This window comes from Xanthomonas hydrangeae (assembly GCF_032697525.1).
In the GTDB taxonomy this organism is placed as follows: domain Bacteria; phylum Pseudomonadota; class Gammaproteobacteria; order Xanthomonadales; family Xanthomonadaceae; genus Xanthomonas; species Xanthomonas hydrangeae.
The window spans coordinates 1,084,670-1,107,656 of the sequence record NZ_CP103836.1 but is presented as its reverse complement, the minus strand read 5'-3'; the positions used below and the strand labels follow the sequence as shown (position 1 = coordinate 1,107,656).

General features: G+C 64.4%; 21 protein-coding genes. 14 read left to right on the top strand and 7 right to left on the bottom strand.

The window, feature by feature from the left end:
* Positions 1–39 precede the first annotated feature (39 nt).
* Positions 40–609, bottom strand: coding sequence for a lipocalin family protein (locus tag NYR97_RS04455; RefSeq protein WP_210762894.1), 570 nt, complete (start codon positions 607–609; stop codon positions 40–42).
* A 295-nt stretch (positions 610–904) separates the two neighbouring features.
* Between NYR97_RS04455 and NYR97_RS04450 the strand changes: the two genes are divergently transcribed.
* Together NYR97_RS04450 and NYR97_RS04445 are read left to right on the top strand one after the other, a co-directional pair.
* A complete protein-coding gene (locus NYR97_RS04450; protein ID WP_316696851.1) occupies positions 905–1,216 on the top strand; it encodes a hypothetical protein in 312 nt (103 codons plus the stop codon).
* Positions 1,217–1,287: 71 nt separating this feature from the next.
* Entirely contained in the window at positions 1,288–3,381 is a 2,094-nt protein-coding gene (locus tag NYR97_RS04445; protein ID WP_316696850.1) for a prolyl oligopeptidase family serine peptidase, read from the top strand.
* 620 nt (positions 3,382–4,001) lie between these two features.
* Here the strand turns inward: NYR97_RS04445 and NYR97_RS04440 are convergent.
* Positions 4,002–5,186 carry a pyridoxal phosphate-dependent aminotransferase gene (locus tag NYR97_RS04440; protein ID WP_316696849.1) on the bottom strand — a complete coding sequence of 395 codons (1,185 nt, stop codon included), beginning with the start codon at positions 5,184–5,186 and terminating at the stop codon, positions 4,002–4,004.
* A gap of 337 nt (positions 5,187–5,523) precedes the next feature.
* On the opposite strand from NYR97_RS04440, the gene NYR97_RS04435 reads away from it, so the two are divergent.
* The 9 genes from NYR97_RS04435 (at position 5,524) to hslU (ending at position 13,931) form a co-directional block, all read left to right on the top strand.
* A complete protein-coding gene (locus NYR97_RS04435; protein ID WP_316696848.1) occupies positions 5,524–7,638 on the top strand; it encodes a S9 family peptidase in 2,115 nt (704 codons plus the stop codon).
* 165 nt (positions 7,639–7,803) lie between these two features.
* A complete protein-coding gene (locus tag NYR97_RS04430) occupies positions 7,804–8,202 on the top strand; it encodes a YbaN family protein (RefSeq protein WP_023905192.1) in 399 nt (132 codons plus the stop codon).
* A gap of 39 nt (positions 8,203–8,241) precedes the next feature.
* Positions 8,242–8,496 (top strand): LPS translocon maturation chaperone LptM, encoded by a 255-nt coding sequence (gene lptM, locus NYR97_RS04425; protein WP_006451314.1) that lies wholly within the window; start codon positions 8,242–8,244, stop codon positions 8,494–8,496.
* Positions 8,486–9,337, top strand: a complete 852-nt coding sequence (gene dapF, locus NYR97_RS04420; RefSeq protein ID WP_316696847.1) for a diaminopimelate epimerase — start codon at positions 8,486–8,488, stop codon at positions 9,335–9,337. Before lptM ends, dapF begins: the two co-directional genes overlap by 11 nt.
* Positions 9,337–10,008 (top strand): DUF484 family protein, encoded by a 672-nt coding sequence (locus NYR97_RS04415; protein ID WP_205393664.1) that lies wholly within the window; start codon positions 9,337–9,339, stop codon positions 10,006–10,008. The genes dapF and NYR97_RS04415 overlap by 1 nt, the downstream gene beginning before the upstream one ends.
* 79 nt (positions 10,009–10,087) lie before the next feature.
* Positions 10,088–11,005 (top strand): tyrosine recombinase XerC, encoded by a 918-nt coding sequence (xerC, locus tag NYR97_RS04410; RefSeq protein ID WP_205393665.1) that lies wholly within the window; start codon positions 10,088–10,090, stop codon positions 11,003–11,005.
* Between the two features lie 225 nt (positions 11,006–11,230).
* A complete protein-coding gene (locus tag NYR97_RS04405; protein ID WP_205393666.1) occupies positions 11,231–11,704 on the top strand; it encodes a DUF1203 domain-containing protein in 474 nt (157 codons plus the stop codon).
* Between the two features lie 199 nt (positions 11,705–11,903).
* Entirely contained in the window at positions 11,904–12,455 is a 552-nt protein-coding gene (hslV, locus tag NYR97_RS04400) for an ATP-dependent protease subunit HslV (protein ID WP_316696846.1), read from the top strand.
* A 108-nt stretch (positions 12,456–12,563) separates the two neighbouring features.
* Complete coding sequence (gene hslU, locus NYR97_RS04395; RefSeq protein ID WP_316696845.1) at positions 12,564–13,931, top strand: ATP-dependent protease ATPase subunit HslU; 1,368 nt, start codon at positions 12,564–12,566, stop codon at positions 13,929–13,931.
* A gap of 141 nt (positions 13,932–14,072) precedes the next feature.
* Here the strand turns inward: hslU and atpC are convergent, their stop codons facing one another.
* From atpC to NYR97_RS04370, 5 genes are all read right to left on the bottom strand, one after another.
* Positions 14,073–14,519: an ATP synthase F1 subunit epsilon gene (atpC, locus tag NYR97_RS04390; RefSeq protein WP_205393667.1), complete on the bottom strand. Its 447-nt coding sequence runs from the start codon at positions 14,517–14,519 to the stop codon at positions 14,073–14,075.
* Between the two features lie 169 nt (positions 14,520–14,688).
* The gene (locus NYR97_RS04385; protein ID WP_006451321.1) at positions 14,689–15,144 is read right to left on the bottom strand and encodes a nucleoside deaminase; all 456 of its coding nucleotides are present in this window, start codon (positions 15,142–15,144) and stop codon (positions 14,689–14,691) included.
* On the bottom strand, positions 15,141–15,647 hold the full coding sequence (locus tag NYR97_RS04380) for a GNAT family N-acetyltransferase (protein ID WP_205393669.1): 507 nt from the start codon (positions 15,645–15,647) through the stop codon (positions 15,141–15,143). Before NYR97_RS04380 ends, NYR97_RS04385 begins: the two co-directional genes overlap by 4 nt.
* A gap of 404 nt (positions 15,648–16,051) precedes the next feature.
* Positions 16,052–17,140 (bottom strand): HlyD family secretion protein, encoded by a 1,089-nt coding sequence (locus NYR97_RS04375; protein WP_316696844.1) that lies wholly within the window; start codon positions 17,138–17,140, stop codon positions 16,052–16,054.
* Positions 17,137–18,786, bottom strand: a complete 1,650-nt coding sequence (locus NYR97_RS04370) for an efflux MFS transporter permease (RefSeq protein WP_316696843.1) — start codon at positions 18,784–18,786, stop codon at positions 17,137–17,139. Before NYR97_RS04370 ends, NYR97_RS04375 begins: the two co-directional genes overlap by 4 nt.
* Before the next feature lie 88 nt (positions 18,787–18,874).
* Here NYR97_RS04370 and ubiE point away from each other — a divergent pair, with 88 nt between their 5' ends.
* From ubiE to NYR97_RS04355, 3 genes are all read left to right on the top strand, one after another.
* A complete protein-coding gene (gene ubiE / locus NYR97_RS04365) occupies positions 18,875–19,636 on the top strand; it encodes a bifunctional demethylmenaquinone methyltransferase/2-methoxy-6-polyprenyl-1,4-benzoquinol methylase UbiE (RefSeq protein ID WP_205393672.1) in 762 nt (253 codons plus the stop codon).
* A 206-nt stretch (positions 19,637–19,842) separates the two neighbouring features.
* The gene (locus NYR97_RS04360; protein WP_006452547.1) at positions 19,843–20,733 is read left to right on the top strand and encodes a GGDEF domain-containing protein; all 891 of its coding nucleotides are present in this window, start codon (positions 19,843–19,845) and stop codon (positions 20,731–20,733) included.
* Positions 20,734–20,809: 76 nt separating this feature from the next.
* On the top strand, positions 20,810–22,759 hold the full coding sequence (locus NYR97_RS04355) for a M1 family metallopeptidase (RefSeq protein ID WP_316696842.1): 1,950 nt from the start codon (positions 20,810–20,812) through the stop codon (positions 22,757–22,759).
* Positions 22,760–22,987: the final 228 nt, after the last annotated feature.

The following is a 22,987-nucleotide window of genomic DNA, read 5'->3' as shown; positions in this document are numbered from 1 at the left end:
AGCGGACGGCGTGCAGAAACCACCGCCCTACGCGTGAATTCAGCGCTTGTTCGGCACTTCGAAGCCCAGACGGTCCACCTGCTCGCGCAATTGCGGTACGCGTTTGAGCTTGTCGGTGTAGATCGAATAATCGTCGCGCATCTTGTCGACCAGCTTGCGGTACTGGTCGCGGCTCATGTCCGGCTTGCGCGCGAAGATCCAGGCCAGGTCGCGGCCGGGGTAGGAGATCAGCATCCAGGAACCGTCCGGTGCGATTTCCAGGATGCGTTGCTTGGCCGGGATGACCTTGTAGAACCACACCCGCCAGTCGCGGTTGCCGCTCTCCGCGTCTACCGAGGCGCGTGCGCTGACTTCTTTTTCCGGCTCGCCGAAACCGTCGCGATACAGATAGCGCACCGCCACCTTGCCGTCTTCGACCAGGGTGTACTCGTCGCGGCTGGTGACATGACCGCGTTCCACCGGGTTGGGCATGCGCGCAATCACATACCAGGTGCCCATGATCTTGGACAGATCGACCGCTGGTTCGTTGGTCGGTGTGTCCTTTGCATGCGCCACGGGCAGGCCGAGGACGAGCAGGAAAGCGAGGGCGATCGAAACGGTCAGGCGCATCGCAACATCACGAAAGGGGCGGTTGGGTCAGCACACTACCTCATGCAGGGGGCAAGTTCGCGTCAACGGTCGTGTCTGGCGCACGCGACTGCGTCAGGCGCGGCACCTGGCGTCCGGGTTTGGGCGCGAACGGAGTGTCGTTGCCGCCTGAGCGGTAGTGGTCGCCGCGCGGCAGGCGCCACTGCGCTCGGTCGGACAGCCTTGATGGGTTCTCGCATCCAGGTCGCAGTCGGTGAGATGGACGCAGGCAATCCTGCCGGCCTGTTGTGATCCTTACCTGCCACGGAGTGCCGCCATGTCGCATCGTCCTATCGCTCGTTCCGAACGTCCCGACCCGCGCGTGCTGCGCCCGGTCCGGCAGATTGCCCTGGCCGGGCTGGCCCTGGTGCTGGTGTGGCCGGCCGCGCGCGGCCACAGCCAGTGGATCGGCTGGCTGCCGCTCTGGCTGGTCGGCATGCCGATGCTGGCCTGGTGGAGCCTGCACCGGTTCGCGTTGCCGACCCTGCTGCGGCCCGGCACGCGACGCGCGGCGCCACGTCGGCGCGGGCCACAGGCGCAGCGCCGACGCAACGCTTCGCGAACCGCGCCACAGGTGCGCGCGGCCTGACCTTCGGCAGGGTCGGGCGGGCGGAGGGCTGTGCTACGGTCCGGCCGTCCGCTCGTTCTCCCGGAAACTTCATGTCCAAATTCGCCTCGATCTGCCTGGTTGCCGGCCTGATCACCGCTGGCGCCGTCTCTGCAGAGGAAACCGCCGTGTCCAACGATCCCTACGCCTGGCTGGAAGACGTCACCGGCGCCAAACCGCTGGACTGGGTCAAAGCCCAGAACGCCAAAACCGAAGCGCGCCTGGCCGCCACGCCGGACTTCAAGCAGATGGAAACCAGCATCCGCGAAGTGCTGGATTCGGATGCCAAGATTCCGGGCGTGCAGAAGATTGGCGAGTACTACTACAACTTCTGGAAGGACAAGCAGCACGAGCGCGGCCTGTGGCGGCGCACCACGCTGGACGAATACCGCAAGCCGGCGCCCAAGTGGGAAACCGTGCTGGATCTGGATGCGCTCAACAAGGCCGAAGGCGAGAACTGGGTCTGGCATGGCGCCGACTGCCTGCGCCCGGATTACCAACGCTGCCTGATCGCGCTGTCGCGCGGCGGTGCCGATGCCGATGTCACCCGCGAGTTCGATCTGGCCGGCAAGCAGTGGGTCAAGGACGGCTTCTTCCGTCCGGAAGCCAAGGGCGGGCTGGGCTGGGTCGACAAGGACACCGTCTACGTCTACACCGATTTCGGCCCCGGCGCGCTGACCAGCTCCGGCTACCCGCGCATCGCCAAGCAGTGGAAGCGCGGCACCCCGCTGAGCGCAGCCACGGTGGTGTACGAAGGCAAGCCGACCGATATGTACATCGCCGCGATGCACGACGACACGCCCGGATTCGAGCGCGATTTCGTCAGCCGCACGCTGGCCTTCTACAACGAAGAGCTGTATTTCAAGGGTGCCGACGGCAAGCTGTTCAAGGTGGATGCGCCCAACTCGGCCAGCAAGGCGGTCAAGCGGCAATGGCTGACGCTGGAACTGCGCGATCCGTGGACGGTGGGCGGCAAGACCTACAAGGCCGGCTCGTTGCTGGCGACGCGGTTTGACGACTTCATGGCCGGCAAGCGCAACTTCGATGTGCTGTTCGAGCCCACCGACACCACCTCGCTGGCCGGCATCGCCTGGACCAGGTCGCACCTGGTGTTGAACGTGCTGGAAGACGTCAAGAATCGCCTGAGCGTGGTCACCCCCTCGCAGGATGGCTGGAAGAAGAGCGCCTTCGTCGGTGCGCCGGCGTTCGGCACGGTCGATGTCAGCGCGGTGGACAGCGACGACAGCGACGCGCTGTGGTTGACCGTCACCGATTATCTGACTCCCACCACCTTGTCGTGGGTGGAGGTGGGCAGCGCGCCGCAACCGCTCAAGACCATGCCGGCGTTCTTCGATGCCGGCAAGGACAGCATCGAACAGCACTTTGCCACCAGCAAGGACGGCACCCGCGTGCCGTATTTCCTGGTGCGTCCCAAGGACCTGAAACTCGACGGCAGTGCACCGACGCTGCTGTACGGCTACGGCGGTTTCGAAATCTCGATGACGCCGAACTATTCCGGCGGATTGGGCCGCGCCTGGCTGGAAAAAGGCGGCGTCTACGTGGTGGCCAACATCCGCGGCGGTGGCGAATACGGCCCGCGCTGGCACCAGGCCGCGCTCAAGCAGAACCGCCACAAGGCCTACGAAGACATGGCCGCGGTGGCCAAGGACCTGGTGACGCGCAAGATCACCTCGACCAGGCATCTGGGCGTGCAGGGCGGCAGCAACGGCGGCCTGATGACCGGCAACATGCTCACCCAGTATCCGGAGCTGTTCGGTGCGGTGGTGGTGCAGGTGCCGTTGCTGGACATGAAGCGCTACAGCCATCTGCTGGCCGGCGCGTCGTGGATGGCCGAATACGGCAACCCGGATACCGACGACTGGAAGTTCATCCAGACCTTCTCGCCGTATCACCTGTTCGACCCGAAAAAGACCTATCCGCCGGTCATCTTCCTGACTTCCACCCGCGACGACCGCGTGCATCCGGGCCACGCACGCAAGATGGCCGCCAAGATGATCGAGGCCGGCAAGGACGTGACCTACTACGAAAACATCGAAGGTGGCCACGGCGGTGCGGCCAACAATGCGCAGGCTGCGCATATGGCGGCGCTGGCCTACAGCTTCCTGTGGGAGCGCTTGGCCGATTGAGGCGCCGGCCGGAAGTGGTTCTGTGAGTCGAGTTGCTTTCGGTGTGTCTTGCTCTGAAGAAAGCCCTGGGTCGATTGGCTCAGGGCTTTTTTATGCTTCCTTCTCCCTGCGGGAGAAGGTGCCCGAAGGGCGGATGAGGGTACGGTTTGCACGCGACAGTTGATGCTTGCTCAACGAAGCAACTGCGGAAGTAGAGTCTCGAACAGAAGCTTGAGACAAATCCAAGGCCAAGGCCAAGGCTTCCGCGCCTTGCGGCGCGGGTTACTTTTGTTTCGGCAAAAGTAACCAAAACCATGTCGCCCGACGCGATCCGGTGCGATACAGCCGCACCGGTGCCCTGCGCTCCTCGCCACGCGCGGCACGGCGCCCACACTCGCTGCGCTCAGACAGGGCGCCTCTTCGGCCACGCGTGGCTGCGGTGCTCGGCTCGCTGTAGGGCGAGGGGAGGCACAAGCCAGCAGCCAGAAAGCAGAAGCGCAAAAACAGAAGCGCAAAAGCAAAAGAACAAGCTCAGAGGCAGAAAAACAGCAGCTATGGCTGTCTATATCGACTGCAATGAGCGCGCCGCTGCGGCTAAACGCGGCTGCAGAGATCGATCGTGCAAATCACGCGCCGCGCAATCAAAGATGCCGCAAACCACGCGCAATCCGCTCTACCGCCTGCTCAAGGCGCGGCAGGCTCTGGGTATACGCAATACGGACGTGTTGATTGGCGCGATGAAAGCCGAAGTCGATGCCGGGGGTGAAGGCGACATGTTCAGTTTCCAGGAAATGCGCGCAGAAGGTCTGGGCATCGTTGGAGAATGCGCTGATATCGGCGTACAGGTAAAACGCGCCTTGCGGCTCGACGTCGATCTTGAAGCCCAATGCGCGCAAGGCAGGCAGTAAATAATCGCGACGTTGCTGGAACTCGGCACGGCGGGCTTCGAAGATGGCGATGCTGTCTGGCGTAAAACAGGCCAGGGCGGCGTGCTGGGCGATGGTGGAGGCGCTGATGTAGAGATTCTGCGCGAGTTTCTCCAGCTCGGGCACCGCCCTGGTTGGGGCGATCAGCCAGCCCAGGCGCCAGCCGGTCATGCCGAAATACTTGGAGAAACTGTTCAACACGTAGGCGCCGTCGTCTACTTCCAGCACGCTGTGCGCATCCAGGCCATAGGTCAGGCCGTGATAGATTTCATCCACCACGAAGTGGCCGCCGCGCGCACGCAGTGCCTGCGATAACGCCGCCAGTTGCGCGCGCGACAGCACACTGCCGGTGGGATTCGCTGGCGAGGCCACCAGTGCGCCGACGCTGTCGGCATTCCAGCAGGCGTCCACCAGCCATGGCGTCAGTTGGTAATCGGTGTCCGCGCCGACCGGCACCAGTTGTGCGGCGCCTTCGACCAGGCGCAGAAAGTGACGGTTGCACGGATAGCCGGGGTCGGCGAGCAGCCAGTGTTTGTTCGGGTCGACCAACAGACTGCTGGCAAGCAGCAAGGCGCCGGAACCGCCGGGCGTGACCAGGATCCGTTCCGGATCGATGTCGCAGCCATAGCGCTGCGCATAAAACCCAGCGATGGCTGCGCGCAGTGCAGGAAGGCCGCGTGCGGCGGTGTAGCGGGTGTGCCCGGCGGCCAATGCGGCCTGTCCGGCGGCAACGATCGGTGCGGCGGTGGTGAAATCCGGTTCGCCGATTTCCAGGTGGATCACATCGTGGCCGGCCTGTTCGAGCGCATTGGCGCGCGCCAGCAGCGACATCACATGGAACGGCGCGATGTCCTGACTGCGACGGCTATAACCGGAGGAGTGCGGAGGCGTGCTATCCATCGGCAGGATGGTAGACCAGTCATTGCACAGGTTTTGTTACCGCGCGGCAAAGATCACCGCGCGTCCGGGCGTGTGCGTCACCATGGATAACCATCGGGACCAGGTGCGTGCCCGCCGAATGCGAGCGCAGTCCTTGCGCGCAGATACGCACGGCCATCGGGATCGAGCGCTCGCTTCCCTGCCTGCCGCAAGGCAGCACAGGATCATCCAGACCCCGGAAATCGCAACATCGCTATCCCGCGCGGCACCAGACTCCTGGCACATGACGCTGCGCGCCGGTCTCTTCTACACTCGGGCGCTGGGATGGCATTGCGTTCATCCAACGGGCCCCAATCTGATGAAGCCTGTCCTGACTCTTTTGATCGCCAGCCTGATGACCACCTCTGTTCCTTCCGCCTTTGCAGCTCTCCCGTCGCCGCCGGACGTGGCCAAGCACCCGCATGTGGTCAAGGCCCCATTCGGAGCCACCCGCAACGACGATTACTACTGGTTGCGCGACGACAAGCGCGAAGACAAGGCGATGCTGGCCTACCTCAACGCCGAGAACGCCTACACCGACACGGTGATGGCGCCGCTGAAGCCGCTGGAAGACACGCTGTATACCGAGATCGTCGGGCGCATCAAGCAGGACGACGCCAGCGTGCCGTATCGCGCACGTGGCTACTGGTATTACACCCGTTTCGAAGCCGGCAAGGATTACCCGATCCAGGCGCGCCGCAAGGGCAGCATGGAGGCGCCGGAAGAGATTCTGCTGGACGTCAACCAGATGGCCGCAGGCAAGGGCTATTTCAGTGTCGGCGATGCGGAAGTCAGTCAGGACAATCGCATCCTGGCCTGGGCCGACGATGCGGTGGGCCGTCGCCAGTACACGATCCGTTTCAAGAATCTGGACACCGGCGAGATCTACCCGGACACCGTGGAAGGTGTCGCCGCGAACGTGGTCTGGGCCGACGACAACAAGACCCTGTTCTATATCGAAAACGATCCGGAAACGCTGCTCACCGTGCGGGTGAAGAAGCACGTGCTGGGCACGCCGTCCAAGAGCGACGTGCTGGTCTATGAAGAGAAGGATGACAGCTTCTACATGGGCATCGGCCGTACCCGCGACGACAAGTACATCGTGATCGGCGTGGAGAGCACAGTGTCGTCCGAATCGCGCTACGCACCGGCCGACAAGCCCGAGCGCTTCACCGTACTGGCCAGGCGCGAGCGCGATGTCGAATATCACCCCGAGCATTTCGACGGCCGCTGGGTGATCCGCACCAATGCCGATGGCGCCAAGAACTTCAAGCTGGTGACTGCGCCTACCGATGCGACCACGCGCAAGCAGTGGGCCGATTGGGTGGCGCACGACGATGCGGTCTACATCGAAAACTTCGAGCTGTTCGATGGCTTTACGGCGATCGAAGAGCGCTCCGGTGGGCTGGAACGCGTACGCCTGCTCAAGCGCGATGGCAGCCATGAGTACGTCAAGGCAGATGAACCTGCTTACTCGATGGGCCTGGCGATCAATTCCGAGCCTGACACGGCCTGGTTGCGTTACAGCTACACCTCGCTGACCACACCGGCAACGACGTACGAGCTCAATGCGCAGACCGGCGAGCGCAAGTTGCTCAAGCAGCAGCCGGTGATCGGCTACGACCCCAGCAAGTACGTCACCGAGCGCGTGTGGGTGACCGCGCGCGACGGCGTCAAGGTGCCGGTGTCGCTGGTCTACAAGCAGGGTTTCAACAAGGACGGCACTGCCGCGCTGTTCCAGTACGCCTATGGCAGCTACGGCGCGTCGATGGACCCGGCGTTCAATCTGCCGGCAATCAGCCTGGTGGACCGTGGCGTGGTGTATGCCATCGCGCACATCCGCGGCGGGCAGGAAATGGGCCGGCAGTGGTACGACGACGGCAAGTTGCTGCACAAGAAGAACACCTTCACCGATTTCATCGACGTCACCCGCGGCCTAGTGGAACAGGGCTATGCCGCCAAGGATCGCGTCGCCGCATCCGGTGGCAGCGCCGGTGGCCTGCTGATGGGCGCGGTGGCCAATATGGCCCCGCAGGACTACCGCGTGATGGTCGCGCAGGTGCCGTTCGTCGATGTGGTCACCACCATGCTCGATGCCAGCATCCCGCTCACCACCAACGAATACGACGAGTGGGGCAACCCGGAAAACAAGGCCTATTACGACTACATGCTGTCGTACTCGCCGTACGACAACGTGCGGAAACAGGCCTACCCGGCGTTGTTCGTCGGCACCGGTCTGTGGGATTCGCAGGTGCAGTATTGGGAACCGGCCAAATGGGTCGCCAAACTGCGCGACGACAACACCGGCACCCAGCCGATCGTGTTCCGCACCAACATGGAAGCCGGCCACGGCGGCAAATCGGGCCGCTTCCGTCGCTACCGCGAGGCGGCCGAATCGTATGCGTTCGTGCTGGATCAGCTTGGGGTCGAGTAGGTTGAGGGGCGGGGATCGGGGAGTCGGGATTTGGGATTCGTAAGAGCGAGAATCTCCCACTGCTGCGTGTAGACGTACCCTCATCCGCCCTTCGGGCCCCTTCTCCCGGTGGGAGAAGGGGGATGCGCTGACCACCTCAACGCCCACTGGTCGTATCATTTACCCATGACGCGACCGACTCGATTCCGCTGGGCCTGGTGGTTGCTGGCCTACGCCAGCCTGGCCACCGGCATCGTCGGTATCTTCGTGCCCGGGTTGCCGACCACCGTCTTCATTCTTATTTCCGCCTGGGCCGCCTCGCATGGCTCCGAGCGTCTGCACAACTGGCTGCTCTCGCATCCGCGCTTCGGCCCGGCCATTGTGGAATGGCAGACCTATCGCGCAGTCAGTCGCAAGGCCAAATGGATGGCCACGCTCACCATGACCGTCTGCGCCGGCATCATGCTGTGGTGCGTGCCGGTGTTCTGGGTCAAATGCCTGTCGATCGGCAGCATGGCGGTGGTGGCGATCTGGCTGTGGCTGCGCCCCGAGCCGCCACCGCGTACCTTGCCCACTGCGCCCTGAGCGCACGGCAGTCAGGGTGTTCTGGCTATACTTCGGTGCATGAGTATTCTGTCCCGACCATCCGTTCGCCTCGCACTGGTTGGTGCGACCTTTGTCCTGCTTGCCGCTTGCGGCAACAAGGGCCCGCTGGTGATGCCGCAGAAGCCGGTGCCGGTGGAAGCCCAGCCCGTGCCGCAGCCGCCGGATGCGCCGCAACCGCTGGACGAATCGACGCCGGCGCCTGCGCCGGTGAACACCGACACCCAGCCCGCTTCCACCACCGACCAGCCCGCTAGCCGCGGCAATGAGCGCTGACGGTCGCAGCGAGCGTCTGCGTTTCACCAAAATGCATGGCGCCGGTAACGATTTCGTGGTGCTGGACCTGCGCGACGGCACGCCACCGCCGGATGCCGCGCTGGCCGCCCGCCTGGCCGACCGCCACTTCGGCGTGGGCTGCGACCAGATCCTGACCATCGAAACGCCACGCAGCAGCGAGGCGGTGGCCGCCTACGGCATCTGGAATTCCGACGGCTCGGCCGCGCGCCAATGCGGCAACGGCGCGCGCTGTGTCGCCGCCTGGTTGGTGCGCGATGGCACGGCGCAGGGCGATGATTTCGTCATCGACAGCCCGTTCACCGCGCACCGCGTGCAGCGTCTGCACGCCGGCACCTATGCGGTGGCGATGGGCGTGCCGCACTTCGAGCCCACGCAGATCCCCTTGGCCGGCTTTGCACATGCGCGTGAGGAATACGCGCTGCCGGTGCATGGCGAGACCGTGCGCTTTGGCGCGGTGTCGATGGGCAACCCGCACGCCGTGATCGAGGTGGGGCGTGTGGATGCGGCGCCGGTGGAGCGCGTTGGCGCGTTGTTGCAGCAGAATGCCGCCTTCCCCGATTCGGTCAACGTTGGTTTCGTGCAGGTTGTCGAGCCGACGCATGTGCGCCTGCGCGTGTTCGAGCGCGGCGTCGGCGAAACCCTGGCCTGCGGCAGTGGCGCGTGCGCAGCGGCCGTGGTGCTGATGCAGCGCGGCCGTGTGGAACGCGATGTGCGGGTGTCCTTGCCCGGTGGCGAGCTGCGCATCCGCTGGGCCGGCGATCAGCAGGAAGTGGTGATGTCCGGCCCGGCCGTTTTCGTGTTCGATGGAGAGTGGAACTGATGAGCGAGAGCGTAGATAAATTCAGCGCGCACGAAGTGGCCACGTGGTTGCGACGCCACCCGACCTTCCTCAAACAGTTTCCCGACCTGGCAGTGAGTTTGCTGGTGCCGCGCGACGACGGCCCGACCGCCTCGCTGGCCACCTATCAGCTGGAAGTGTTGCGCGACAAGAATCGCGAACTGTCGCGGCGATTGCACGAACTTGGCCACAATGCGCAGGACAACGAACGCCTGGCGGTGCGCACGCATCAACTGACCCTGGCGCTGATGCGTCAGACCAGCGCGGCCGATACGCTCAAGGCGATGGCGGCCTCGCTGGCAGAAGATTTCAATGGCGAACTGGTGCGACTGGTGTTGCTGGCGCCGGTCGCCGGCCTGGACGCCGACTGGTTGCAGGTCATCGCCGCCGATGACGCGCGCTTGGCGCCGTTCCGCGATTGTCTGAGCGACGGCGAGCCGATCTGCGGCCGCCTGCAGACCGAAAAACATGCGCTGCTGTATGCCGAGCAAGCCGCCGAGGTGCAATCGACCGCGCTGCTGCCGCTGCCCGGCATCGGCCTGATCGCGGTCGGCAGCAGCGATGCCAATCGCTTCTATCCCGGCATGGGAACGCTATTTCTGCGCATGATGGGCGAATCGTTGAGCGTCGCACTGCAACGCTTCGACGCATGATGCGCACCGCAGGGCGCGCCGATGCGAGCGACCTGCAGTGGATGGTTGCTCCGATGGCGCGGCAGCGAGGAATTTAAAGATGTCTTCGGTCGAAGACTTCCTGTCGTATCTGCAGGTCGAACGGCAGGTGTCTGCGCACACGTTGGATGCCTATCGGCGCGATCTGGCTGCGTTGGTGAGCTGGGCGGCCGAGCAAAAGAGTGAAGATGGCGCGCCGTTGGATGCTGCGCTGCTGGACAGCGCGCAACTCACCAGCGCGCAGTTGCGCCAGTTCGTCGCTGCCGAGCATCGACGCGGTCTGTCGCCCAAGAGCCTGCAGCGCCGGCTCTCGGCATGCCGCAGCTATTACGCCTGGCTGCTCAAGCATGGCCGCATTGCAGCCAGCCCGGCAGCAGCGATGCGTGCGCCCAAGGCGCCGCGCAAATTGCCGCAGGTATTGGATGCCGATGAAGCGGTGCGCCTGGTCGAAGTCCCGACCGATGCGCCGCTGGGCTTGCGCGACCGTGCCTTGCTGGAGTTGTTTTACTCATCGGGGCTGCGCCTGAGTGAGCTATGCGCGCTGCGCTGGCGCGATCTGGATCTGGAGAGCGGCCTGGTGATGGTGCTGGGCAAGGGCGAAAAGCAGCGCCTGGTGCCGGTAGGTTCGCATGCGATCACCGCACTGCGCGCGTGGCTGCGCGATAGCGGCGGGCGTGCCGAAACGCATGTGTTCCCCGGCCGTGCGGGCGGTGCGATTTCGCAACGCGCGGTACAGATCCGCATCAAGCAACTGGCGGTACGCCAGGGCATGTTCAAGGACGTGCATCCGCATATGCTGCGGCACAGTTTTGCCAGCCACATTCTCGAATCGTCCGGCGATCTGCGCGGCGTGCAGGAGTTGCTCGGCCACTCGGATATCGCCACCACGCAGATCTACACGCATCTGGATTTCCAGCATCTGGCCAAGGTCTACGACGCCGCGCATCCGCGTGCCAAGCGCAAGAAAGCTGCGGAGTGAGCGGCCGAGCGTGCCGAACAAGGGCGGGCATGTCGTTGCAAGGCTGCTGGCGGCCTCGTTACAGCCGGGAGAGCGACTCAGACAGGTGATGCATGTGCATCAGTGCGCTCGGCATGTAATCTGCAGGACTGGCCGAGAGCGCATGCACGTGTGTCGTGTCCGAAGACGGCGAGCATGTCCGGCAGATGCGCGTCACCCTGCGCTTCCATTCCCTGGAAGATCGCCATGGCCGCGTTTCGTCTGACCGGACTCGATCCGGCCCTGTTCTCCCATTTGCACGTCCTCGACGATGCTGCGCTGGCAAGCCATCAGGCGGTGCGCGTGGTCGCCGATGCCGATCGTGGCTTTCCATGCCGCGTCAGCCTGCAGGATGCGGCTGCAGGCGAACTGCTGCTGTTGTTGCCCTACCTGCATCAGCCCGCCGACGCGCCCTATCGCGCCAGCGGGCCGATCTTTGTGCGCGTTGCGGCGATGCCCGCGCAGTTGGAAATCGATGCGGTGCCGCTGGCGATCCGTTCACGGCTGATATCGCTGCGTGGCTACGATCATCGCGACCATCTGGTCACCGCCGAGGTATGCGAAGGGGAAGCGGTCGCAGCATGGTTGCGGCAGTGTCTGGATGACCGGCAGATCGCCTACGTGCATCTGCACCACGCACGCCAGGGCTGTTACGCGTGCCGCGCGGATCGTGTGGCGTGAATGACGCAGGCCCGATGTAGCGCGCAAGCATGCGGGCAGTGGCGGTACCCGTTGATTCATTGCACGCGTTGCCAGGCGCTCCAGGCACAGGCTGTGGCGCGCCTTGGCATGCGTCGGCATGCGCGATGCGGCGCATCGACGCAGCGCGCTTGAACCCGGCAGGGGCGTCCCCACCTCATTGGAAACCCCCGGAGGACCCATGGACCCCAGCCAGAATCCCAACATCGTTCACGCCACCACCATCATTTCGGTCCGGCGTGGTGGGCATGTCGCCGTTGCCGGCGATGGCCAGGTCACGCTTGGCCATACCGTCATGAAGGGCAATGCGCGCAAAGTGCGCAGGCTCGGCCGCGAGGGTCAGGTGCTGGCCGGTTTTGCGGGCGCTGCCGCCGATGCGTTCACCTTGTTCGAGTTGTTCGAAGCCAAGCTCGACAAGCATGGCCAGCTGACTCGCGCAGCGGTGGAATTGGCCAAGGATTGGCGCACTGAGCGCCGCCTGGGTAAGCTCGAAGCCCTGCTTGCGGTCGCCGATAAAGAGACCTCGCTGATCATCAGCGGCACTGGCGATGTGATCGAACCGGAAGACGGCATCATCGCCATCGGCTCGGGTGGTTCGTACGCCTTGTCGGCCGCCCGCGCGCTGTTGGCGCACACCCAACTGGATGCCAAGACCATCGCCACCGAAGCGATCCACATCGCTGGCGATATCTGTATCTATACCAATCGCAATGTGGTGGTCGAAGAGCTGTGAATCGGGAGTGGGGAATCGGGAATCGCAACAGCGGTTTCGGTTCCACCCCGACGACATAGGCTTTTGATTTCGCGCTTGCGATTCCCCTTCCCCATTCTCGATTCCCCAATGCCAAATTCCGATACTTCAACCATGACTCCGCGCGAAATCGTGCAGGAGCTCGACCGTCATATCGTTGGCCAGCACGATGCCAAGCGTGCGGTTGCCATTGCGCTGCGTAATCGCTGGCGCCGCATGCAGCTGCCCGAAGAGTTGCGCAACGAGGTGATGCCCAAGAACATCCTGATGATCGGCCCGACCGGCGTCGGCAAAACCGAGATCGCGCGGCGCCTGGCCACCTTGGCCAATGCGCCGTTCGTCAAGGTCGAAGCCACGCGCTTTACCGAAGTCGGCTACGTCGGCAAGGATGTGGAACAGATCATTCGCGACCTGGCCGACACCTCGGTCAAGCTGTATCGCGAGCAGGCCAAGGTGCGCGTGCGCAATCAGGCCGAAGAGCGCGCCGAAGACCGCATCCTGGATGCATTGCTGCCGCGGCGTGCCGCAGGGATTGGTTTCGACCCGGAGGCCGCGCGTAACGAGCCGTCGTCGCAAGACAACGACACCCGCATCAAGTTTCGCCGCATGCTGCGCAATGGCGAGCTGGACGAGCGCGAGATCGAACTGGAAGTTGCGGTCAACGCCAGCATGGACATCATGACCCCGCCGGGCATGGAAGAAATGGGCCAGCAGCTGCGGCAGATGTTTTCCAACCTGGGCAGCGGCAAGTCGCAGAAGCGCAAACTCACCATCAAGGCCGCGCGGCCGCTGCTGATCGAAGAAGAGGCCGGCAAGCTGGTCAACGAAGACGACGTGCGTGCGGCGGCGATCGAAGCCTGCGAGCAGCACGGCATCGTGTTCATCGATGAAATTGACAAGGTCGCCAAGCGTGGCGAAGCCGGTTCGACCGGTGGCGATGTCAGTCGCGAAGGTGTGCAGCGCGATCTGCTGCCGCTAGTGGAAGGCTCCAACGTGTCGACCAAGTACGGCACGGTCAAGACCGACCATATTTTGTTCATCGCGTCCGGCGCGTTCCATCTGGCCAAGCCCAGCGATCTGATTCCCGAATTGCAGGGCCGTTTCCCGATTCGGGTGGAATTGACCGCACTGACCAAGGCCGACTTCGTGCGCATCCTCACCGAGCCCAAGGCGGCATTGATCAAGCAGTACGAAGCCTTGTTGCAAACCGAGGGCGTGAACCTGACCTTCGGTGCCGATGCGGTTGACCGGCTGGCCGAGATCGCCGCGCAGGTCAACGAGCGCCAGGAGAATATCGGTGCGCGTCGTCTGCACACGGTGCTGGAGCGCTTGCTGGACACGCTCAGCTACGAAGCCCCGGATCGCGATGGACAGAGCGTCAGCGTGGACGCGGCGTATGTCGATGCGCAGTTGGGTGAGCTGGTGCAGGATCCGGATCTGAGCCGCTACATCCTCTAGGGATGCAGGGTTTTGCAACGCAAAGGCCCGCCGATTCGGCGGGCCTTTGCGTTGCGTGCATCGCGCATCGAAATCAGCAGTGCGTGACATGCCTGGTTGCGGCGCGCATGCACGAGGCGGCGCGGCGACTGCGTGCCATCGTTAGCGGGAAGCGCCATGGCGCAGATTGGCGCTGTAGCGATGCAGTAACTCCATGTGCACCTGCGCGTAGGCGGTGTCGGTCAGGCTGGTGGCCAGTGGCGAGGCGACTGCAGCCCGCGCCGCTTCCGCGCGCGCCTGGTCCAGATCTTCGCTGCGTGCGGCCAGATCGGCGAGCACGAACACCTTGTCCGGCTGCACTTCCACGTAGCCACCGCAGACATAGATCTGCAACGGCTCGCCGCTGACCGGGTGGATATGCAGCATGCCTTCGGCCAGGATGGTCAGCAGCGGCGTGTGCCGTGCCATTACGCCGAAGCGGCCCTCGCTTCCGGGAAGGCTCACCTCGCGCACTTCGCCGCTCCACAACGCACCGCTCAGGCTGACGATGTCCAGCTGCAGGGAATGCGCAGTGGACGTGCTGGACACCTGTTCGTTGGCTGCTGCCATCAATGATCCATCGGGTAAAACGCGAGCTTAGCGCCCGGCGCGTCAAAAGACCCTGATTGATATCGACTCGGATGAGCGTGCCAGACATTGCGTGCCGATGGCACGCGCAACGCGGCGTGCGCTGCGCTTACCCGTGCGGGCAGGCCCTGTCCAGTCTGCTCAGCTGGCATCAGTCCTCGCCGATGTCTTCGTTCCACACATCGGGGTTGGCGGAAATATAGCCGCCCAGCAGGTCGATGCATTCCTGGCTTTGCAGGTCGATGACGTTGACGCCGTGCTCGCGCAGCCAGGACACACCGCCCTGGAAGGTGACCGACTCGCCAACCACCACCGTGCCGATATTGAACTGGCGTACCAGCCCGCTGCAGTACCAGCACGGCGCCAGCGTGGTGACCATGATGGTGTCCTTGTAGCGGCGCTGGCGGCCGGCCTTGCGGAAGGCATCGGTCTCGCCGTGCACGGACGGGTCGTTTTCCTGCACGCGACGGTTGTGACCGCAACCGAGCAGACGGCCGTCGTTGTGATACAGCGCAGCGCCGATCGGGATGCCGCCTTCGGCCAGGCCTTGGCGGGCTTCGGCGATGGCGGTGTCGAGCAGGGCGCGGTAGTCGGGGGTGGTGATCATGCAAGCTCCTGGGTGGCGGCGTCGGCGCGACGCCGCATGTCGATGTGGGGAATGCCGTCTTCCAGATACACGGCGGAAGATGGCGTAAAACCGTGTGCGGCGTAGAACGCTTGCAGGTGCGATTGCGCACCCAGTTGCACGGCGCTGGCCGGCCAGTGTTGCTGCACCACGCGCAAGCCTTCGCGTAGCAGCGCATGCGCAAGGCCGTGACCACGCTGTGCGGCGGCAATGACCACCCGGCCGATACTGGGTTCGGGATAACTCACGCCGGGCGGCAATACGCGCAGATACGCGGCCAACGCAGCGTCGTCAGTGCTGCCGAGCAGATGCAACACGCCCGGCAACATATCCTTGCCGTCCAGCTCCGGATACGCGCACTGCTGCTCCACCACAAACACATCCGAGCGCAGCCGCAGCAGCGCATACAGCTGCGTGGTGCTCAGTTGCTCGAAGCGCAGGCATTGCCAGCGCAGCGAGAGCGAGTGGGAGGACGAAGAAGACATCACCGCATGATAGCGGCTGCGTCGGCTTAGAGTGGCTAACAAAACTACTTCATGCCAGCCTACTGCAGGCCGGCTGATCTGCTGCACGGCTGCACGGCTGCACGGCTGCAGGGCCCTTGCCCGCCCACCATCGCGGGACACGCCGCAAGTACGTCCGTGTAGGCTCTTACGCGGCATCCATGCCGCGTAAGGTCCCGCGACAGTGGGCGGGCAAGGACCAGTCGAGATGGTCGGTGTTCATGGCTTTCAAGAAAGCAACCAGCAGATTCTCTGGTGCGGTGAGGGCACCGCGCCCTCGACCCACGCAGCGTTTGATCTGGACGTCTGACTGCATCCACCAAGATACGGCCGACAAAACCACTGCACTCACCGACAAGCGACTCGCTAGGTTTTGTTAGCCGCTCTTAGTCGACTGCGCTGGCGGTGTCGATTGCCACCACCACCGACATGCCCGCGCGCAGGCGCGCTGCCAGCGGCTGGCCGGGATCGACGCTGATGCGCAGCGGAATACGCTGGGCGATCTTGACGAAATTGCCGGTGGCGTTGTCGGCCGGCAACACGCTGAACTCCGAACCGGCGGCCGGGGAAATTTCCTGCACGCGCCCGTGCAGACGTGCATTGTTGAGCGCGTCCACGGTGAAGCTGGCGCGCTGGCCGATGCGGATCTTCGCCATCTGGGTTTCCTTGAAGTTGGCCACGATCCACAGCGTGTCCGGCACCAGCGACATCAGCTGCGTGCCATTGGTGACGTAGGCGCCCTGGCGCACGCCGAGCTGACCGAGCTGGCCATCGCGCGGGGCAACGATGCGCGTGTTGTCCAGATTGATCTGCGCCAGTTGCACGGCCGCTTGCGCGTTGGCAACCGCCGCTTCCAGTGCGGCGCGATTGACGGTGACGCTGCGTGCATTTTCTTCGGCGGCTTGCACCGCAGCGCGTGCCTGCGCCACGCCGGCATCGGCCTGTGCGCGTGCGGCGAAGGCGGTGTCGCGATCCTGTTCGGAGACCAATTGCTGGCTGGCCAGTTGCTGCGTGCGTGCGTACGCCGAGCGGGTGCGATCGCGTTGCGCCTGATTGCTGCTCAGTGCCGCGCGTTGTTCGGCGATGGTGGCATCGGCGCTATGCCGCTGCTGGTCCCAGTTGGACAGGTTGGCTTGCGCGGTCTGCACCTGCGCCCTGGCCTGTTCGAGTTGCTGGGCATAGATGCGGTCGTCGATCTTTGCCAGCAACTGGCCGTGTTTGACGTGGGCGAAGTCCTGCACCGGCACCTGCGTGACATAGCCGCTGACCTGTGGCGCGATAACAGTGATCTGCCCGTGCACCATCGCATTCTCGGTACGCTCGATGGCACTGACGAACGGCGGCAGGCGCCATGCATACAGCACCAGCGCAACGCCGAGCAGGGCCAGCCCGCCGAAGCCGACCACGCCACCGATGCGACGACGTCGGCGGCGCTGCTGTTCGGCAAGAGAAGTTGAATCTGCAGGTGTATTCATGGGCGCGCAGTGGAAGCAGGAGAGAGGGGCGATGAGGGTGGGCGCAGATAGCGCCGCCACACCAGCACGGACAGGATCCATAGCCCGGTGGCGATGGCGATGCAGCCGATCAACAGAAACACGTCGTTATAGGCGAGCACATTGGCTTCGCGCGTGGCCACGCTGCCCAATGCACGCACGCCTTGGGCCTGGCGCAGCGCCGGGTCGCCGATGCTGCGGCCGTACAGGCTTGCATAGGCCTGCACGCGCGCGGCCACTTGCGGGTCGCTCAACACCAGATGCTCGACCAACTGGCTGGAATGGTATTTCTCCCGCACCACCTGCACCGTGCCGAGCAGTGCGCTGCCAAGCAGGCCGCCCATGTTCTGCGCCATGCCGAACAGCACCACGAAGCTGATCAGATTGCCGGGTTGCGCAATCACCCGGCCCAGCCCCGCGACCATTGCCGGGCCGATGAAGAAGGTGCTGCCGAAGGCCAGCAGGAACTGGCTGACGTACATCTGCTCGGGGCGGGTCAGGCTGGTGGCATCGGCATCCATGAAACAACCGAGACAGATCGCGGCCACCGCAATGATCAGATGCTCGGCCACCCGCGCCGGATTGATCAGCCACGCGCTGGCGGCCACGCCGGCCACCGCGCCCAGCAGCATCAGCGCGAACAGGGTCTGCAATTGTGTGTTGGCCAGTCCCAGGGTCTGGAAAAAGCCGATCGCGCCGGTGCTTTGTTCGGACAGCACCAGCCGGATCAGCAGGATCGCCAGGCCCAGCCGCAGCATGTCGCCGCTGGCCAGCCAGCGCGTATTGATCATCGGGTTGCGGCGGTTGTGTTCGATCCATGCCGCCGTGCACAGCAGTACGATGGAGGCGGCCAACACCACGCCCAGCCACGGCGTACTGGTCCACCACAACAACCGCCCCAGCGAGAGCACCGCCGCCAGACCGGCCGAACCGGCCGCGAACAGGCTGAAGGTGAGGAAATCCAGCGGCTCGAACACGCGATAGCGATCGCTCGGCGGCAGCTTGAGCGCCAGCACGCAGGCCAGCGCGAACACCGCCAGACCGAATTCGAACAAATACAGGCCCTGCCACTCGCCAAATTCCAGCAAATCGGTGGAAAACACCCGCGCCAACGGCAATGCCAGTTGCGTGACACCCAGCCCGGTCACCACCGCCTTGAGCCGGTGCCTGGCCGGAAACGCCTGGATCACGTAGTAAAGCCCCAGCGAACTGAGCGCTGCGCCCACCAGCCCGTGCGCAGCACGCACGGTAATGGCCGAACTCAGGCTGTGCACGAACAGATGCGCGAAGGCGATGGCCGCATACAGCGCCAGGAAGATTTCGGTGAACCGGCGCAGCCCGAACTGCTGGCGAAACTTCACCAGCAGCAGGTTGGCCGACATGTTGGTCATCACATAGGCGGCCGGCAGCCAGGCCATTTCAGTGGCGTAGGCGCCCAGCGTGCCTTGCAGATAGGTCAGGTTGGCGGTGACCAGCGCATTGCTCAGCCCACCGGTCAGCGCCACCACCACGCCGACCAGCCCGTACTGGATGCGCCGCCGGGTGGGGTGCAGGGGCGTGGAGGCCGACCCCGGCAGGGTGGGCTTCTCATGGGGCTGCCAGTCGCGCTGGACGTACTTGTCGCGCACCGAATGCTCGCTGGGCCAGTCGCTGAAGAAGACGGCGATTGTGGTCCGGTTGCGGTCATGGCGGCGTCAGCAGTGCGATAATCCGCCCATGAGCGAATCTCCCTATACCTCCGGCACCACCCATTTCGGCTTTCGCGATGTCGCTGCCAAGGACAAGCAGAAGCTGGTCGGCGAAGTCTTCACCTCGGTCGCGCGCAACTACGACCTGATGAACGATCTGATGAGTCTGGGCGTGCACCGCGCATGGAAACGCTACTTCGTGGCGACCGCGCAGGTGAAGCCGGGCGACCGCGTGCTGGACCTGGCCGGCGGCACCGGCGACATCGCCGTGCTGCTCAAGGAGCGTGTGGGCAACGAAGGCGCGGTGGTGCTGGGCGACATCAACGCCGGCATGCTGTCGGTGGGCCGCGACCGGCTGACCAACCGCGGCCTGGTGGCCGGCTTCGACTACGTGCAATGCAATGCCGAGGCGCTGCCGTTCCCGGATCAGAGCTTCGATCTGGTGACCATCTCCTTTGGCTTGCGCAACGTCACCGATAAAGACGCCGCGCTGCGCGAGATGTACCGTGTGTTGAAGGTGGGCGGGCAGGCGCGCGTGCTGGAATTTTCCGAAGTCACCGCCGAGTGGTTCAAGCCGATCTACGACTTCCACTCGTTCAAGATTTTGCCCAAGCTGGGCCAGCTGTTCGCACGCGATGCCGATAGCTACCAGTACCTGGCCGAGAGCATCCGCAAGCATCCGCCGCAGGAATCGCTCAAGGGCATGATGGGCGAGGCCGGATTCGCGCGTTGCCACTACAAGAATCTGACCGGCGGCATCGTGGCGATCCACTCCGGCTACAAGATCTGAGCGTGATCCGACGCGGCGCTGGCTGAGCGTCTGGTCCGGCGTCGTTCATCGCGCGCCGGATATCGCGCAAGGACGTTGCGCTTGTGTTCGCTTGCCGCGCCATCACGACTTGCGCGCCTGCGTTTGCCGACAAACTTTTGAGACTCCCGTCGCGTTGGCTCCACCAATGGTCGGCGACACTAGGCCATCTTTCGCTGGAGACGTGGATGCGCTTGTACGCAGGGCTGTCGCGCGTGTTTCCTCGCTCCTTCAGCGCCAAGCTGCTGGCGGTGACCTTTGTCGGCATCCATCTGCCGCTGCTGTTGCTGATCGTCTGGCTGGCATCGCAAAGCGAGTTGGGTGGACGCCCGCTATGGTCGGTGGTGATCGTGGCATTGCTGGCCACGCTGGCGGGCACCGCGCTGACGCTGTCTGCACTGTATCGCCTGCTCGCGCCACTGCGCATCGCCGCCGACGCGCTGGATGCGTACTACGCCGATCAACGCCTGCCCACGCTGCCCGAACATGGCGACGACGAGTTGGGGCGTTTGCTGCGCGGGATCAATCGCAGCCTGCGCGGTATCGATGCCGGCATGCGCGATCTCAAGAAGCACGCCTTGTTCGATTCGCTGACCGAGGCGTTGAACCGGCGCGGCTGCGAGCAGGCGATGCTGGATTCGGTCACCGCCGCGCAGCGCGAAGGCTGGCCGTTCGTGTTGTTCGTGCTGGACATGGACAACCTCAAGACGATCAACGACCGTTTCGGCCATCTGGCCGGTGACCGCGTGTTGGTGCGGCTGGTGGAATCGGCGTACGGCTGGCTCGGTGCGCAGGACTGGATCGGGCGTTGGGGCGGCGATGAATTTTTGATCGGCGTGCATGCCGGCGAAGACGAGGCCACGCTCAAACTCAATCAATGGCTGTCGATGCTCGAACGCGACGATGCCGACGAAGCGCCGCTGCATGTCAGCGCCGGCAGTGCGGTATGCGAGCAGGGCCTGGATGCCACCGAGCTGTATCGACGCGCCGATGCGGCGATGTACCGCGCCAAGTTCTCCGGCGGCCGGCGCCTGGTGCGCGACGGGCACGATACCCCGCGCAGTCATCCGGTGACCTGAGCCGCCAGCGGTGGCACGGGCAGGCAGCGGCCCAGAGCGCTAAAATGCCCGATTCCCCCTTGCTGCGGTGCCGTCGATGCGCTTCCCGTTCCTGTCGCTGTCCCTGGCCGTGTCCATCGCGCTGGCCGGCTGTTCCAATGAGTCCACGCCGCCGGCCGCTACCAACGCGGCACCGGCCGCCACCGCCAAGGCCCCCGTGAAAGCAGACGCCCGCAACCACGACGAAAGCTCCTACGCCCAGCCGCAGCTGGTGGTCATCAAGGATCTGGCGCTGGACCTGAAGCTGGATTTCGACGCCAAGCAGATCGGCGGCACCGCCACCTACACGCTCCAGTGGAAGGACAAGGCCGCCAAGCAGCTGGTGCTGGACACGCGCGAGCTGAGCATCGCGCAGGTGCAGGCCGACGACGGCAAGGGCGCGTTGGCGCCGCTGCAGTTCGCGCTGGCGCCGGCCGACAAGACCTTCGGCAGCAAGCTCACCATCGAGACGCCGACTCAGCCGTCCAGGATCGTGATCACCTATCACACCGCACCCACCGCCTCGGGCCTGCAGTGGCTGGAGCCGTCGATGACCGAAGGCAAGCAGCTGCCTTTCATGTTCAGCCAGTCGCAGGCGATCCACGCGCGCAGCTGGGTGCCGTTGCAGGACACCCCGAGCGTGCGCTTCACCTATAGCGCGCATGTGACCTCGCGCCCGGACGTGATGGTGCTGATGAGCGCCGACAACGACCCCAAGGCCGCGCGCGATGGCGATTACAGCTTCAAGATGCCCGAGCCGATTCCCTCGTATCTGCTGGCGATTGCCGCAGGCGATGTGGTGTTCAAGCCGATTTCCGCACGCTCGGGCGTGTGGGCCGAGCCGGCCATGGCCGACAAGGCCGCCAAGGAATTCGAAGACACCGAAAAGATGATCGGTGCCGCCGAAAAACTCTATGGCCCGTATCGCTGGGGCCGTTACGACATGCTGGTGCTGCCGCCGTCGTTCCCGTTCGGCGGCATGGAGAATCCGCGCCTGACCTTCGCCACGCCCACCGTGATCGTTGGCGACAAGTCGCTGGTCTCGCTGGTCGCGCACGAACTGGCGCATAGCTGGTCGGGCAACCTGGTGACCAATGCCAGCTGGAAGGACATCTGGCTCAACGAAGGCTTCACCACCTACGTGCAGGCGCGCATCACCGAGGCGTTGTACGGCGCGGAGATGGCCGAGATGGAGCGCGAGATCGACCAGGGCGATCTGCTGGCCGAAGTGAAGGACATGGCGCCGGCCGACCAGGCATTGGCATTGCCGCCGCTGGCCGAGCGCGACCCCGACGAAGCCTTGAGCCAAGTGGCCTACGTCAAGGGCGCGTGGTTCCTGCAGTTCCTGGAGCAGCGCTTCGGCCGCGCGGTGTTCGACCCCTTCCTGCGTGGCTGGTTCGACGATCATGCGTTCCAGAGCGCCACCACCGACCAGTTCGTCGATTACCTCAACAAGAACCTGCTGGACAAGCATCCCAATACCGTGAGCGCGGCCGAAGTGGATGCGTGGTTGAAGCAGCCGGGCATCCCGGCCTTCGCAACCAAAGCCCGCTCGCGCAGCTTCTCGATCGTGGACACCGCACGCATCGCCTGGAGCGGCAGCGGCACGCTACCCAACAAGCAGGTCACCGGCGAGTGGGGCACGCAGGAGTGGGTGCATTTCCTCAGCGGCATGGGCGCCACCTTGAAGCCGGAACAGCTCAAGCAACTGGATGATGCCTACCACTTCACCGGCACCCCGAACGGCGAAATCGCCATGCGTTGGTACCCGCTGGCGATCCGCAGCGGCTACACCGATGCGCGCGCCGCTGCAGGCGAGTTCATCGAACGCGTCGGCCGCCGCAAGCTGGTGCTGCCGATCTACGCCGAACTGTTGAAGACCCCGGACGGCATCGCCTTCGCCGAACAGGCCTTCGAGAAAGCCAAGCCCAGCTATCACCCGATCACCACCGCCTCGGTGGCCGAGATGATCGCCAAGGCCAAGGCGGCACCGCCCAAGCAGCCGTAATGGCAGGGGAGGGCGTTGCAGACGCCCTCCCGCCGCTTCCATTAGCGGCATCGTGCCCTGCAATCGCCCTGTAGGAGCGCACTCGTGCGCGATGGGCTCCACCGGGAATGCCCCATCGCGCACGAGTGCGCTCCTACGAAGGAGTCGGTGGTGCAGATCACAGCGGCAGCATCACGCAGGCCTGCCTGTTGATCAACGCGTGTGATGCGGCCTGTTATCGTTACCGCT

What these genes read in the sequence shown, in the direction of transcription:
- NYR97_RS04455 (WP_210762894.1), bottom strand. Translation starts at nt 609, where the DNA reads ATGCGCCTGACCGTTTCGATCGCCCTCGCTTTCCTGCTCGTCCTCGGC.
- NYR97_RS04450 (WP_316696851.1), top strand. Translation starts at nt 905, where the DNA reads ATGTCGCATCGTCCTATCGCTCGTTCCGAACGTCCCGACCCGCGCGTG.
- NYR97_RS04445 (WP_316696850.1), top strand. Translation starts at nt 1,288, where the DNA reads ATGTCCAAATTCGCCTCGATCTGCCTGGTTGCCGGCCTGATCACCGCT.
- NYR97_RS04440 (WP_316696849.1), bottom strand. Translation starts at nt 5,186, where the DNA reads ATGGATAGCACGCCTCCGCACTCCTCCGGTTATAGCCGTCGCAGTCAG.
- NYR97_RS04435 (WP_316696848.1), top strand. Translation starts at nt 5,524, where the DNA reads ATGAAGCCTGTCCTGACTCTTTTGATCGCCAGCCTGATGACCACCTCT.
- NYR97_RS04430 (WP_023905192.1), top strand. Translation starts at nt 7,804, where the DNA reads ATGACGCGACCGACTCGATTCCGCTGGGCCTGGTGGTTGCTGGCCTAC.
- lptM (WP_006451314.1), top strand. Translation starts at nt 8,242, where the DNA reads ATGAGTATTCTGTCCCGACCATCCGTTCGCCTCGCACTGGTTGGTGCG.
- dapF (WP_316696847.1), top strand. Translation starts at nt 8,486, where the DNA reads ATGAGCGCTGACGGTCGCAGCGAGCGTCTGCGTTTCACCAAAATGCAT.
- NYR97_RS04415 (WP_205393664.1), top strand. Translation starts at nt 9,337, where the DNA reads ATGAGCGAGAGCGTAGATAAATTCAGCGCGCACGAAGTGGCCACGTGG.
- xerC (WP_205393665.1), top strand. Translation starts at nt 10,088, where the DNA reads ATGTCTTCGGTCGAAGACTTCCTGTCGTATCTGCAGGTCGAACGGCAG.
- NYR97_RS04405 (WP_205393666.1), top strand. Translation starts at nt 11,231, where the DNA reads ATGGCCGCGTTTCGTCTGACCGGACTCGATCCGGCCCTGTTCTCCCAT.
- hslV (WP_316696846.1), top strand. Translation starts at nt 11,904, where the DNA reads ATGGACCCCAGCCAGAATCCCAACATCGTTCACGCCACCACCATCATT.
- hslU (WP_316696845.1), top strand. Translation starts at nt 12,564, where the DNA reads ATGCCAAATTCCGATACTTCAACCATGACTCCGCGCGAAATCGTGCAG.
- atpC (WP_205393667.1), bottom strand. Translation starts at nt 14,519, where the DNA reads ATGGCAGCAGCCAACGAACAGGTGTCCAGCACGTCCACTGCGCATTCC.
- NYR97_RS04385 (WP_006451321.1), bottom strand. Translation starts at nt 15,144, where the DNA reads ATGATCACCACCCCCGACTACCGCGCCCTGCTCGACACCGCCATCGCC.
- NYR97_RS04380 (WP_205393669.1), bottom strand. Translation starts at nt 15,647, where the DNA reads ATGTCTTCTTCGTCCTCCCACTCGCTCTCGCTGCGCTGGCAATGCCTG.
- NYR97_RS04375 (WP_316696844.1), bottom strand. Translation starts at nt 17,140, where the DNA reads ATGAATACACCTGCAGATTCAACTTCTCTTGCCGAACAGCAGCGCCGC.
- ubiE (WP_205393672.1), top strand. Translation starts at nt 18,875, where the DNA reads ATGAGCGAATCTCCCTATACCTCCGGCACCACCCATTTCGGCTTTCGC.
- NYR97_RS04360 (WP_006452547.1), top strand. Translation starts at nt 19,843, where the DNA reads ATGCGCTTGTACGCAGGGCTGTCGCGCGTGTTTCCTCGCTCCTTCAGC.
- NYR97_RS04355 (WP_316696842.1), top strand. Translation starts at nt 20,810, where the DNA reads ATGCGCTTCCCGTTCCTGTCGCTGTCCCTGGCCGTGTCCATCGCGCTG.